The 12,915-nt window shown below is 72.1% G+C and carries 14 protein-coding genes; 9 read left to right on the forward strand and 5 right to left on the reverse strand.

What is annotated here, in order from left to right:
• Window positions 1-121 precede the first annotated feature (121 nt).
• Entirely contained in the window at window positions 122-922 is an 801-nt protein-coding gene (hisN, locus tag DEJ47_RS25655) for a histidinol-phosphatase (RefSeq protein WP_150172046.1), read from the reverse strand.
• Window positions 923-1,060: 138 nt separating this feature from the next.
• On the opposite strand from hisN, the gene DEJ47_RS25660 reads away from it, so the two are divergent.
• Window positions 1,061-1,666 carry a TetR/AcrR family transcriptional regulator gene (locus DEJ47_RS25660; protein ID WP_150172048.1) on the forward strand — a complete coding sequence of 202 codons (606 nt, stop codon included), beginning with the start codon at window positions 1,061-1,063 and terminating at the stop codon, window positions 1,664-1,666.
• Between the two features lie 17 nt (window positions 1,667-1,683).
• Here DEJ47_RS25660 and DEJ47_RS25665 read toward each other — a convergent pair whose 3' ends face one another.
• The 4 genes from DEJ47_RS25665 to DEJ47_RS25680 form a co-directional block, all read right to left on the reverse strand.
• Window positions 1,684-2,007, reverse strand: coding sequence for a DMT family transporter (locus DEJ47_RS25665; RefSeq protein ID WP_150172050.1), 324 nt, complete (start codon window positions 2,005-2,007; stop codon window positions 1,684-1,686).
• A gap of 111 nt (window positions 2,008-2,118) precedes the next feature.
• Window positions 2,119-3,129 (reverse strand): ribosome small subunit-dependent GTPase A, encoded by a 1,011-nt coding sequence (gene rsgA, locus DEJ47_RS25670; protein ID WP_150172052.1) that lies wholly within the window; start codon window positions 3,127-3,129, stop codon window positions 2,119-2,121.
• 17 nt (window positions 3,130-3,146) lie between these two features.
• Entirely contained in the window at window positions 3,147-4,493 is a 1,347-nt protein-coding gene (aroA, locus tag DEJ47_RS25675; RefSeq protein WP_150172054.1) for a 3-phosphoshikimate 1-carboxyvinyltransferase, read from the reverse strand.
• Window positions 4,494-4,525: 32 nt separating this feature from the next.
• The gene (locus DEJ47_RS25680) at window positions 4,526-5,248 is read right to left on the reverse strand and encodes a M50 family metallopeptidase (protein ID WP_150172056.1); all 723 of its coding nucleotides are present in this window, start codon (window positions 5,246-5,248) and stop codon (window positions 4,526-4,528) included.
• 49 nt (window positions 5,249-5,297) lie between these two features.
• Between DEJ47_RS25680 and DEJ47_RS25685 the strand changes: the two genes are divergently transcribed.
• From DEJ47_RS25685 to def, 8 genes are all read left to right on the forward strand, one after another.
• Window positions 5,298-6,116 carry an SOS response-associated peptidase gene (locus tag DEJ47_RS25685; RefSeq protein ID WP_150172058.1) on the forward strand — a complete coding sequence of 273 codons (819 nt, stop codon included), beginning with the start codon at window positions 5,298-5,300 and terminating at the stop codon, window positions 6,114-6,116.
• A gap of 1 nt (window position 6,117) precedes the next feature.
• On the forward strand, window positions 6,118-6,765 hold the full coding sequence (locus DEJ47_RS25690) for an alpha/beta family hydrolase (RefSeq protein WP_150172060.1): 648 nt from the start codon (window positions 6,118-6,120) through the stop codon (window positions 6,763-6,765).
• 231 nt (window positions 6,766-6,996) lie between these two features.
• Window positions 6,997-7,680, forward strand: a complete 684-nt coding sequence (locus DEJ47_RS25695) for a sigma-70 family RNA polymerase sigma factor (protein ID WP_055563701.1) — start codon at window positions 6,997-6,999, stop codon at window positions 7,678-7,680.
• Window positions 7,677-7,988 (forward strand): mycothiol system anti-sigma-R factor, encoded by a 312-nt coding sequence (gene rsrA, locus DEJ47_RS25700; protein ID WP_150172063.1) that lies wholly within the window; start codon window positions 7,677-7,679, stop codon window positions 7,986-7,988. The genes DEJ47_RS25695 and rsrA overlap by 4 nt, the downstream gene beginning before the upstream one ends.
• A 150-nt stretch (window positions 7,989-8,138) precedes the next feature.
• The gene (locus tag DEJ47_RS25705) at window positions 8,139-9,533 is read left to right on the forward strand and encodes an HD-GYP domain-containing protein (protein WP_150172065.1); all 1,395 of its coding nucleotides are present in this window, start codon (window positions 8,139-8,141) and stop codon (window positions 9,531-9,533) included.
• Window positions 9,530-10,801, forward strand: a complete 1,272-nt coding sequence (locus tag DEJ47_RS25710; RefSeq protein WP_223828504.1) for an HD-GYP domain-containing protein — start codon at window positions 9,530-9,532, stop codon at window positions 10,799-10,801. Before DEJ47_RS25705 ends, DEJ47_RS25710 begins: the two co-directional genes overlap by 4 nt.
• Before the next feature lie 147 nt (window positions 10,802-10,948).
• Complete coding sequence (locus DEJ47_RS25715; protein WP_055563704.1) at window positions 10,949-11,929, forward strand: tetratricopeptide repeat protein; 981 nt, start codon at window positions 10,949-10,951, stop codon at window positions 11,927-11,929.
• A gap of 63 nt (window positions 11,930-11,992) precedes the next feature.
• Window positions 11,993-12,649 carry a peptide deformylase gene (def, locus tag DEJ47_RS25720; protein ID WP_150172067.1) on the forward strand — a complete coding sequence of 219 codons (657 nt, stop codon included), beginning with the start codon at window positions 11,993-11,995 and terminating at the stop codon, window positions 12,647-12,649.
• Window positions 12,650-12,915: the final 266 nt, after the last annotated feature.

The raw sequence follows: 12,915 nt of genomic DNA on the forward strand, positions 1-12,915 counted from the left end.
CGCTACCTGCTGGAGAACGGTTTCACAAGTTCACAAGTGGGGGGACTCATAGAGTCGCAGCCGCGCGGGGGGCCAGCAAGGGGCCGGGCGGGGTCAGTTGGCGCCGCTGACCGCGCGGCCGTCAGTACCGCTGGTTGAGATAGCCGAGCAGTTCGTCGTGGAGCAGGCCGTTCGACGCCGCCGCGTTGCTGCTGTGCGGTCCCGGCCTGCCGTCGAGACCGGTGAAGGTGCCGCCCGCCTCCGTCACCACGATCGCGTTCGCCGCCATGTCCCAGAGCGAGAGCTCCGGCTCCGCGCAGAGGTCGACCGAGCCCTCGGCGACCATCATGTACGGCCAGAAGTCGCCGTATCCGCGCGTGCGCCACACCGACCGCGTGAGGTCCAGGAATCCGTCGAGGCGGCCCTGCTCCTCCCAGCCGGAGAGCGAGGAGTACGCCAGCGAGGCGTCCCCGAGCCGCGAGACCTTGGAGACCTGCAGCCGCGTCGCCGACGTGAGGGAACGGCCGGTGTAGGCGCCGCCGCCCTTCGCGGCCCACCAGCGGCGGCCGAGCGCGGGCGCCGAGACGACCCCGACCACCGGCTGGTAGCCGCCCTCGCCCGCTTCCGTCAGGGCGATCAGCGTCGCCCACACCGGGACGCCGCGCACGTAGTTCTTGGTGCCGTCGATCGGGTCGACGACCCAGCGGCGCGGCCCGGTGCCCTCGACGCCGTACTCCTCGCCGAGGATCGCGTCGCGCGGCCTGGCCCGCTGGAGGTGGCCACGGATCAGCTCCTCGGCGGCCTTGTCGGCCTCGCTCACCGGCGTCATGTCCGGCTTGGTCTCGACCTTCAGGTCGAGGGCCTTGAACCGGTCCATGGTCGCGGCGTCGGCGGCGTCCGCGAGGACGTGGGCGAGACGCAGATCATCGTGGTAGTCGGGCATGGGTGAACAGTATCGATCTCGATCGACACGATCCACAGGGCCGTGTCGCGGACGCCGCGCACATGCTGCCGGAGCTATTGACAGTGCCGCCGAGCGCGTCAACTCTGGCACGGGAGCCGCTCTGACCCGGAGGCGACGATGCCTGCAGCACGGGAATCCTTACTGGACGCGGCGTACACGGCGCTCGCGCGACGGCCGTGGCCGGCTGTCCGCATGGTCGATGTGGCGGCCACCGCCGGGGTCTCCCGGCAGACCCTCTACAACGAGTTCGGCAGCAAGGACGGCCTCGCCCGCGCCCTGCTGCGGCGCGAGACGGACGGCTACCTGCACGGCGTCGAACGCGCACTCGCCGAGGAGCGCGAACCCGCCGACCGCCTCGCCGCCGTCGCCGCGTGGACCGTGGGCGCCGCCCGCACCAACATGCTCGTGCGCGCCGCGCTGACCGGCTGCTGGAGCGAGCGGCTTCCCGCGCCGAGCCGCGCGGCGGGATCGACCTCCTCGGTGCCCGCCCAGCGCCGCGCGGACGCGGGAGTGCCCTCGTCCGGGGAGCTCCTCGCCCTCGTACGGGACCGCACGGTCCTCGCGCTCGGCGGCCGCGGCCGCGTCAGGGACCCCGACCTCGCCCGCGCCTGCGAGAGCGCCGTCCGCCTCGCCCTGTCCTACGTCGTCGCGCCCGCCGGAAACGACGACGACCCCGCGGAACTGGTCCGCGGGGCCATCGGGCGCTGGGTGGCGGCCAAGTAGGCGCGAGGCGTACCCGCTCAGTGCGCCGAGCCGGACAACTGCAGGCCGATCACGCCGATGATGACGAAGGAGATCGAGACGATCTTCAGCGTGGAGACCAGGTCACCGAGGAAGACCATGCCGTAGATGGCCGTGCCCGCGGCGCCGATGCCCGTCCAGACCGCGTACGCGGGACCCACGTCCAGTTTCCGCAGCGCCAGCGTCAGCAGACCGAAGCTGCCGAGGGCGAAGCAGGCGAACGCGATCGTCGGCCAGAGCCTGGTGAAACCGTGCGACAGCTTGAGACAGACCGCGAAGCCGGTCTCGAGGATTCCCGCGACGATGACCAGCAGCCACGCCATGTCCTTGCCTCCCGTGCTCGCCCATGTCCCGAGGCCGCTTCGTCTGGCTTGAATCCGGCTTGGTGCGATTATGCATTTACCTTTGCCGACGGGGCGCAAACAACGGACAAGTCAGTCGCCCTCGCGTCGCTCCCGCGCCGCGAGGAGCCTGCGCAGCGAGTACAGCCGGGACGGATCCGCGTGCCCGTCGGCCACCCACGCGTCCAGCGCGCAGTCCTTCTCGTCGTGACTGCAGCCGCGCGGGCACTCCACCGTCCCCGGCTCCAGATCCGGGAAGGCGAGGATGACGCGCGACGGGTCGACGTGGTTGAGGCCGAACGACCGCACGCCGGGAGTGTCGATCACCCAGCCGTCCGAGCCCTCCAGGGGGAGCGCGAGGGCGGAGGTGGTGGTGTGCCTGCCGCGGCCCGTGACCGCGTTGACGTGCCCCGTCGTGCGCCGCCGCTCCTCCGGGACCAGCGCGTTGACGAGTGTCGTCTTGCCGACCCCGGAGTGCCCGACGAAAGCGGTGACCTTGCCGTCGAGCAGTTCGTGGACGCGCGCGAGCTCCGCGCCGTCGGTGAACTCCTCGCGGCTGGTGACGACATAGGGGATGTCGAGGGAGGCGTACGTCTCCAGGAGCTTGTCGGCGGAGGCCAGGTCCGACTTGGTCAGGACGAGAATGGGCTCGAGGCCGCCGTCGTACGCCGCCACGACGCACCGGTCGATCAGGCGCGGGCGCGGCTCGGGGTCGGCGAGGGCCGTGACGATGGCCAGCTGATCGGCGTTGGCGACGACCACCCGCTCGTACGGGTCGTCGTCGTCGGCGGTGCGCCGCAGGACGGAGGTGCGCTCCGCGATCCGCACGATCCGCGCGAGCGTGTCCTTCTTGCCGGAGAGGTCCCCGACGACCGCGACCCTGTCGCCCACCACGGCGGCCTTGCGGCCCAGCTCGCGGGCCTTCATCGCCATCACGATCCGGTCGTCGACCAGGACGGTGAGCCGGCCCCGGTCGACGGTGAGGACCATGCCCTCGGCCGCGTCCTCGTGCTTGGGCCTGATGTGGGTGCGGGGGCGGTTGCCCTTGCGGTTGGGGCGGACGCGGATGTCGTCCTCGTCGGGGTTCTTGCCGTAGCGGCGCATGGTTCTCGATCCGCCCGTCAGTTCCCCAGCATCCCGGTCCAGAGGTCGGGGAAGTCCGGGAGCGTCTTCGCCGTCGTCGCGACGTTCTCGATCTGCACGCCGTCCACGGCGAGCCCGATGACCGCGCCCGCGGTCGCCATGCGGTGGTCGTCGTAGGTGTGGAAGATGCCGCCGTGCAGCCGGCGCGGCTTGATGTGCAGGCCGTCGGAGGTCTCCGTGACGTCACCGCCGAGCTCGTTGATCTCCTTGGTGAGCGCGGCCAGCCGGTCCGTCTCGTGCAGGCGCAGGTGGGCGACGCCGCGCAGCGTCGAGGGGGCGTCCGCGAGGGCCGCGACCGCCGCGATGCCGGGGGTCAGCTCGCCGACCTCGCTGAGGTCCACGTCGATGCCGTGGATCGACCCGGACCCGGTGAAGACCAGGCCCTGCTCGGTCAGTTCGCAGGAACCGCCCATCTCGGTGAAGATCTCGCGCAGCGCGTCACCGGGCTGCGTGGTGTGCGCGGGCCAGTCGGGGATCGTGACCGTGCCGCCGGTGACCAGGGCGGCGGCGAGGAACGGCTGCGCGTTCGACAGGTCGGGCTCGACGGTCAGGTCGCGGCCGAGCAGGGCGCCGGGGGTGACCCGCCACACGTTCGGCTCGCCGCCCGCCTCGGGGGTGTCGACCTGGGCGCCGACCGAGCGGAGCATGTCGACGGTCATCCGGATGTGCGGCATCGACGGCAGCGCGCCGCCCACGTGCCGGACCTCCACGCCCTGGTTGAAGCCCGGCCCCGAGAGCAGCAGGGCGCTCACGAACTGCGAGGACGACGACGCGTCGATCTCGACCCGGCCGCCCTCCAGGGCGCCGCAGCCGTGCACGGTCAGCGGCAGCGCGCCGGGCGTGCCACGGGTGTCGTCGATGCGGGCGCCGAGCACGCGCAGCGCGTCGATGACACCGTGCAGGGGGCGCTCGTACGAACGGGGGTCGCCGTCGAAGTGGATGGGGCCGTCGGCGAGGGCGGCGACCGGCGGCAGGAACCGCATGACCGTGCCGGCGTTGCCGACGTCGACCGTGGCCGGACCGTGCAGGCCCGACGGGATCACGCGCCATGCCTCGCCGGTGCCGTCCTGACCGCCCGCGACGGACGAGCTCGACGACACGGTCTCCTCGATGCCGACGCCCATCGCGCGCAGCGCGCCCGCCATCAGCAGCGTGTCCCGGGAGCGCAGCGGGCGGCGCAGCCAGCCCGGCTCGGCGGCGAGCGCGGCCAGGACCAACGCGCGGTTGGTGACCGACTTCGAACCGGGGACGTGGACCGTCGCGGTGACGGCTCCGCTTGCGTGCGGGGCGGGCCAGAGGGCGGTGTGCGCCGGGGTTTCGGTCATGCCCTCACTTTAGTGGCTGGCAGGGACCTCGCTCAGACGTCGAGGAGCCAGCGACCGCCGCCCATCAGCGAACAGAGTGAGACCGCGTGGAAGAGGAAGAGCCACATCCCCGCGGGCACGTGCGTCAGCCGCGAGAGCTGGTCGGCGTCCGAGTCGCCCGCGCCCCCGCGCCTGCGCTTGGACTGCAGCTCGAAGGCGGGACGTACACCGCCCAGGAGCAGGAACCACACCACCGCGTACGCGAACGCCGCCTGCACGTCCGTGTTCGCCAGCCAGGAGACGACCAGGAACGTGCCGCCGGTGAGGACCACCGTCAGGGCGCCGTACGCGTTGCGGATCATCACCAGCATCACGACGAGCAGGGCCGTCGCGATCCACAGGAACGCCGTGATGCGTCCCGAGTCGAGCAGCGCGGCGCCGCCGAGGCCGAGCAGCGGGGGAGCGGTGTAGCCGGCGGCCGCGGTGAGGATCATGCCGAGGCCCGTGGGCTTGCCGCGCGAGACGGTCAGGCCCGAGGTGTCCGAGTGCAGCCGGATGCCGTCGAGGCGCCGCCCGGTGAGCAGCGCGACCAGGCCGTGACCGCCCTCGTGCGCGATGGTGATCGCGTTGCGGGAGAGGCGCCATAGGGCGTGCGGGACGACGACCGCGAGAGCCACGACACCCGCCGCGATCACCAGCCACTGCTCGGGCGCGGCCTGTGTGCCGAAGACGCGGTCCCAGAGGTCGGTCAGGTCGGCGTTCGCGGTGCTTTCCATTGCGGGGACTGGCTCCTCTGGGGGTGGTGGGTCTGGCAGTCTGGCACGTATGTGCGGACGGTTTGCATCCAGTCGTAGGCCCGAGGATCTCGCGGCGACCTTCGAGATCGAGAAGTGGGACGGGCCGGAGGAGGCCCTCGCCCCCGATTACAACGTGGCTCCCACGAAGGAGGTCTACGCGGTTCTGGACCGTCCTCTGAAAGACGCCGACGACCCCTCTCCGGTTCGCCAGCTGCGCACCCTGAAGTGGGGACTCGTACCGTCCTGGTCCAAGACGCCCGAGGGCGGCGCCCGGATGATCAACGCCCGCGCGGAGACCGTGCACGAGAAGCCCTCCTACAGGCGTGCCTTCACCTCCCGCCGCTGCGTCATCCCCGCCGACGGCTATTACGAGTGGGTGACCGCGCCCGAGGAGCGGCAGCTGGAGGTCGAGGGCAAGAAGAAGCGGCCGCGCAAGCAGCCCTACTTCGTGACGCCCGCCGACGGCTCGGTCTTCGCCATGGCGGGGCTCTACGAGTTCTGGCGGGACCAGACCCTGCCCGACGAGCACCCCCTCGCCTGGTGGGTGACGTGCACGGTGATCACCACGGAGGCGGAGACCGCGCCCCTCGCCGTCGCCCCCGACGAGGGCCCGCGCTCGCTCGCCGACATCCACCCGCGCATGCCGCTCATGCTGACGCCGGACCGCTGGGACGCCTGGCTCGACCCGTCCCGCACGGACGTCGACGACCTGCGCACCCTCCTGGAGCCGCCGCCGCACGGACTGATGCGGGCCTTCCCGGTCTCCACCGCCGTCAGCAACGTGCGCAACAACGGGCCGGAGCTGCTGAAGGAGCTGGACGGACCCGAAGAGGGCACACTCTTCTGACGTGACCAAGGACGCACCGCAGAGCGAGATCATCCCGACCGACGCCGGTGAGGCGCGCATCACCTGGCACCCGGCCCCGAGCGCCCGCCTCCTCCTTGCCGTCAGCCACGGCGCGGGCGGCGGCATCGAGGCCCGTGACCTCCAGGCCCTCGCCGCCGAGCTGCCCGCACACGGCGTGAGCGTCGCCCTCGTCGAACAGCCCTGGCGCGTCGCGGGCAAGAAGCTCGCGCCCGCGCCGAAGACGCTGGACACGGGGTGGCGCGGCATCTGGCCCACGCTGGAGAAGAAGGGGCTGCCGGTGATCTCGGGCGGTCGCAGCGCCGGTGCCCGCGTCGCCTGCCGCACCGCCACGGAACTGGGCGCCGCCGCCGTGCTCGCCCTCAGCTTCCCGCTGCACCCCCCGGGCAGGCCCGAGAAGTCCCGCGCCGACGAACTCCTCGGCGCCGGTGTGCCCACCCTCGTCGTGCAGGGCGGCAACGACCCCTTCGGAAAGCCCGCCGAGTTCCCCGAAGGCACGTACGACCTGGTGGAGATCCCGTTCGGCGACCACGGATTCGCCGTGCCCAAGCGCGCCGGCATCGGGCAGGACGAGGCAGTGCGGCGCATCACGGACGGAGTCATCCACTGGGCGGGAATGTTGGGCGCGTGACCTCTGTTGTGCCGGACAGACGGCAGACGCCGTCGACAGCTGTTCGTACGAGAGGGAGTCCGCCGCATGGGTTCGACCATCTGCCCGAACCGCTCCAGCGCCGCTGACCTGGAGTGGACGGTGCTGAGCGCACCCAAAACCGCATCTATTCGGGCGGCGCGTGGTGCGGGTCGTCGTCTATCCTCCGATTCGAGTGGGGCTGCTTTCGGCCTCACCACGTCGTTGGAGGAGGTGGGTCCGGTCACTGGGACCGACGCAGGGACCGAGCACGGCCAGGCGGAGCAGCCCCGAGAGAGTTCGGAGAAGTCCGAGACGGCCGCGGAGCGCACGGCCCGCTTCGAGCGGGACGCGCTGACGTTCCTCGACCAGATGTACTCGGCGGCGCTGCGCATGACGCGCAACCCGGCGGACGCGGAGGACCTGGTGCAGGAGACGTACGCGAAGGCGTACGCGTCGTTCCACCAGTTCCGCGAGGGCACGAACCTCAAGGCATGGCTGTACCGCATCCTCACCAACACGTTCATCAACTCGTACCGCAAGAAGCAGCGCGAGCCCCAGCGCAGTGCCGCCGAGGAGATCGAGGACTGGCAGCTCGCGCGTGCCGAGTCCCACATGTCCACCGGTCTGCGCTCGGCCGAGTCGCAGGCGCTGGACCACCTGCCCGACACGGACGTGAAGCGTGCGCTGCAGGCGATCCCCGAGGAATTCCGCATCGCCGTCTATCTGGCCGACGTAGAGGGCTTTGCGTACAAGGAGATCGCGGACATTATGGGGACACCCATCGGTACGGTGATGTCCCGACTGCACCGGGGCCGCCGCCAGCTGCGCGGCATGCTGGAGGACTACGCCCGTGAGCGCGGGCTCGTCCCTGCGGGTGCCGGGGAGTCGAACGGAACGAAAGGCTCGGGCTCATGAGCTGCGGAGAGCCGCACGAGACTGACTGCAGTGAAGTCCTGGACCATCTCTATGAGTTCCTCGACCACGAGATGCCGGACAGCGACTGCACCAAGTTCGAGACGCACTTCGAGGAGTGCTCTCCGTGCCTGGAGAAGTACGGCCTGGAGCAGGCCGTCAAGAAGCTGGTGAAGCGCTGCTGCGGCCAGGACGACGTCCCCGTCGACCTGCGCGCCAAGGTGATGGGCCGCATCGACCTCATCCGCTCCGGGCAGGCCGTGCCCGAGCAGGACATCACCCACGACACCACGGCCCCCTCCGAGGCCTGAGGGCCCGCTCTCCCCGCCCTCGGAACACCGCGTGGCCCGCTCTCCCCTCCCGTCCCCTTCCGTCACTCGAACGTGCTAATTAACGGCGGCCGGGCGCAGGCGGGGAGAGTGCCGTTCTAGTCTCCGGACCGGAACGGGGAGGAGAACTCCATGCGGTCGGTGCCGGTGCGGGCCCGCGTCTACATCCTGTGCGTCGCCCTCGCCGGCGCGGCCTGCGCCGCGCCCGCCCCCGGCGCACACCCCTCCTGGGCCGCCGTCGCGCTCCTCACCGTCCTCTACGCCGGGTGCGAGCGGATCACCGGGGCCCGCGTCGTCGGCGACCGCGTCCCGCGCGGGCTCGGCACCTTCTTCCCCGTCCTGCTCGCCGGGGTGTTCCTGCTGCCGCCGTCCGCCGCCGCCCTCGTCGCCGTGCCCGGGGCACTGCTCGCCCGGGTCGACCGGGAGCCCCCCTGGGTGCGCCGGCTGTGGCGCGCCTCCCGACTCGCCCTCGCCGCCTGGGCGTCGGCGCGTGTGTACGGGGCACTCGGCGGGCCCGCGGCCGGGGCAGGCCCCGACTTCCCGTACGTCCTCGGGCCCGCGGGGGCGGCCGTGCTCGTCTTCTCCGCCGCTCTCACCCTGCTGGACGGCGGCGTCCTCGTGACCGCCGAACGCGTCCCCGCGCGGACCGCCTGGCGGGGCCTCTTCCCGCGCTCCCTCGCGCCCGTCACCGTGCACGGCCTCGCAGGACTGATGATGGCCGTGCTCTGGACCAGCCCGTACGGCCCGGCGGCCGCGCTCCTCGTACTCCTGCCGATGGGTGTCTCCTGCTGGGCCTTCGCGCAGTACCACCGCGAGCGCGCCGCCCACCAGGCCACCATCCGTGCGCTCGTGCAGGCCGTCGACCTCAAGGACAAGTACACCCGCGGACACAGCGAGCGCGTCGGCCGCGCCTCTGTGCTGATCGCCCGCGAACTGGGCATGGACGACGACCGCGTCGAGGTCCTCCGGTTCGCCGGAATCCTGCACGACGTCGGCAAACTCGGCGTCCCCACCCGGCTGTTGCGCAAGGACGGACCGCTCACGCCCGAGGAACGGCGCATCATCGAGCTCCACCCCGAGTACGGCCACGAGATGGTGCGCGGCATCGGCTTCCTGGGCGAGGCGCGCGCCGCGATCCTCCACCATCACGAGCGCATGGACGGCGGCGGCTACCCCTACGGACTCACCGGGCCGCAGATCCCCGAGTGCGCGCGTGTGGTGGCCGTCGCCGACGCCTTCGACGCCATGACGTCCACCCGCTCCTACCGACGGGCCAGGCCCGTCGAGGCGGCCGTGGCCGAACTCAAGCGGTGCGCGGGCGCGCACTTCGACCCCGTGATGGTCGGGGCGCTCACCCGCGCCCTGGAGCGGTACGGATGGCACCCGGAGGTCACGGCGGACGTGCCGGAGCAGGGCGGGGCGGGTACGGGCGGGGCGGGCAAGGGCGGAGCGGAGCAGGACGCGCCCGTGCCGCCGCGGGTCCGGTCCGCGCCCGCCCCCGCACCCGTGCGCCCGGGGACCCGGTGAAGCCCCCCTCGCGGCTGCCCGGCGCGGTCGTCTGCCTGGCAGGACTGCTTGCCTGCGCCTCCCTCGTCTGGACCCTCTGGCACGGCATCACCGAAGGCCGGGCCGCCCTCGCCTTCGGCGTCCTGATCGCCCTCGGCGAGCTGGCCCGGTGGGGGAGCGGAGAGGACAGGGAGCCCGCGCCGCTCGGCGCTGCCGGGGCCCTCGCGTACGCCCTGCTCGGCGAGAACGCCGGGCATGCCACGCACCACGGAGTGCTGCAGGTGCTGGCCGTCGTCGTCGCGGCCTCCCTCGTCGGCGCGGTGCCGAACGTGGCGCTCGGCCGCGGCCCCACGCTCGACCAGATGGCGCGCCGCGTGCTGACCGTCGGGTTCGCCGCCGCGTGCTTCCAACCGCTGTACAACGCGGGCAAGTTCGGCGAGTGGGTGGGACACGGGCCGTACTTCCCGTTCGTCATCGTCGCCCTGCTCGTCCTCACCGCGCTCTGCGACGCCGTCCTCGCGGCCGTGACGGCGCGCGCCCGCACGAGGTGGCCGTTCGGGCCGCTGCTGCGCGAGGAGCTGCGGGCGCTGCTCGGCATCGGCTCCGCCGTCTGCGCGAGCGGCGCCGTGATGGCGCTCGCGGTGGCCGTGGCGGGGCTGTGGGCGCTCCCCGTGTTCAGCCTCCCGCTGCTGCTCACGCAGCTCTCCTTCCGGCGGTACGCGGCGGTGCGCGCGACCTACCGGCAGACCATCGCCTCCCTGGCCAGGGCCACCGAGATCGCCGGTTACACCCCGCAGGGCCACGCGCACCGCGTGGCGGGGCTGAGCCGGGCCGTCGGGCGTGATCTCGGTCTCTGCGAGTCGGACCTCACTGTCCTGGAGCACGCGGCGCTCATGCATGACATCGGACAGCTCTCCCTGGTCGACCCCGTCCCCGAGGGGGCCACCGCCGCGCTCCCGGAGGCGGAACAGCGCCGAATAGCCCTGCTCGGCGGTGCCGTGGTCCGCCAGACCGGGGTGGACGCCGCCGTCGCCGTCGTCGTGGAGCGGCAGGCCGACCCGTACCGCGAACAGCCGCTCACCGCACGTATTGTGCGGACGGCGAACGCGTACGACGAGATGGCGCGGGGAGAAGGACCCTCAGGGGCGCTGGACGGCCCGCTCAAGGCCCTGGAGCGCCTCAGGCTGGCCACGGGCCACGACTACCAGCCGGAGGTCGTGGAGTCCCTGGCGCGCGTCCTGTCGAGGGACGGCCTCACCCATGGCCTTACCTCGCGCCGAGCTGGGTAACCCATGGGTAATGAGCGGCTGTCCGACCGTCCGTGGTTGGATGCGAAGAAGACAGGAAATGGGGCGCACGGGGGTACGGCCCCCGACGCCGCGCCCCACGACGAGCGACCTACGAAATACGTGGCAGGCGGGAATCAGGCGGGAATCGTGAGGATCTTCGGCAAGGGACGGCACCGGCCCTCCGCCTCATGGCGGCAGGCGACCGACCGCGCGTTCACGCTGATCGGCGACGGCCGGTACGAGGACGCGGGGGCGCTGCTCACGCGTGCGGCGGATCTCGAACCCTGGCTGTCCGAGTCCTGGTTCAACCTGGCGCTGCTGCACAAGTTCCGGCACGACTGGGAACAGGCGCGGGCCGCCGGGCTGCGTGCCGTGGCGCTCCTGGACCGTTCGGCGGGCGCCCCCGACTGGTGGAACGTCGGCATCGCGGCGACCGCGCTCCAGGACTGGCCCCTGGCCCGCCGCGCCTGGCAGGCGTACGGCCTCAGGGTGCCCGGCGGGGTGGCCGCCTCGGGCGAGCCGACGGGCATGGAGCTGGGCAGCGCGGCCGTGCGGCTCTCCCCGGAGGGGGAGGCCGAGGTCGTGTGGGGCCGCCGTCTCGACCCGGCCCGCATGGAGGTCCTGTCCATTCCGCTGCCCTCCTCCGGGCGCCGCTGGGGCGAGGTCGTGCTGCACGACGGCGTCCCGCACGGCGAGCGGACGACGGGCGACGGGCACTCGTATCCCGTCTTCGACGAGATCGAGCTGTGGGCGCCCTCACCCGTGCCGACCTGGGTGGTCCTCCTGGAGGCCGCCACTGAGGACGACAGGGACGCCCTGGAGCGGCTCGCGGCCGACGCGGGCTTCGCCGCCGAGGACTGGTCGTCGTCCGTGCGGCTGCTGTGCCGGATGTGCTCCGAGTCCCGGATGCCGAGCGACGAGGGTGACGGCGAGCACCTGGATCCGCACGACCACAGCGAGCCGGGCCACCCGGGGCCGCTCGGCCACCGCAGCCCCGGCGCGCTCTGGGTGCCGGAGCGCGAGTGCGGTCTGGCGGCGCCGGCGGCGCTGGTGCGCGGTCTGCTGGACGGCTGGGTGGCGGACAGTCCGGACTCCCGTGACTGGCGGGATCTCGAAGAGGTCTGCTGACACTTCGCCGTAGGCTGTACCGGCACAAACTCTTGAGGGTTCCAAGGAAGGCGTACGGCGGACATGGCGCAGGACACTGAGCAGCAGGCCATCGACGGGGGCGGCGTGCTCCCCGTCGACGACGAGGGCTTCGTCATCGACACCGAGGACTGCGAGGAGCGGGAGACGGCTCACCGCGAGCGCGGCACGTCCCGGCCGATCACGGTCGTCGGCAATCCGGTGCTGCACAAGGAGTGCAAGGACGTCACGTCCTTCGACGACGACCTCGCCAGCCTGATCGACGACATGTTCGCGACCCAGCGCGTCGCTCAGGGCGTGGGTGTGGCCGCCAACCAGGTCGGCGTCGACCTGAAGGTCTTCGTCTACGACTGCATGGACGACGACGGCGTGCGCCACGTCGGTGTCGTCTGCAACCCGGTGCTCCAGGAGCTGCCCGCCGAGAAGCGCCGCCTGGACGACTCGGGCGAGGGCTGCCTCTCGGTCCCGACCGCGTACGCCCCGCTGGCCCGCCCGGACTACGCCGAGGTGACCGGGCAGGACCAGAAGGGCAATCCGATCAAGGTGCGCGGCACGGGCTACTTCGCGCGCTGCCTTCAGCACGAGACGGACCACCTGTACGGATACCTGTACATCGACCGCCTCTCGAAGCGGGAGCGCAAGGACGCGCTCCGCCAGATGGAAGAAGGCACCCCGCGCTACCCCGTGGTGGACAACGGCTGACTCCCGCGGCCCCCGGGAGGGGCGGGAACCGCGTGACGCGAACGGCCCCTGGTGCAGGAACTCTCTCCTGACCAGGGGCCGTTGGCGTAGCCGCTCGCGTGTGCGAGCAGATCAAGCTGCCGGTGATCCATATTCAGTCACGTAAGGGGATGTTCTCGGCACCCGGGGGTAGTGAATGGCGCAAATCTGTTCCCTGAACGGTCAGTTGTGGTGCTGAATGGAAAGCGCGGGGATACGCAACGGCGCGCGCCCGGTACGGCGAGAGG

Origin of the sequence: Streptomyces venezuelae (assembly GCF_008642355.1) — a bacterium.
In the GTDB taxonomy this organism is placed as follows: Bacteria; Actinomycetota; Actinomycetes; order Streptomycetales; family Streptomycetaceae; genus Streptomyces; species Streptomyces venezuelae_B.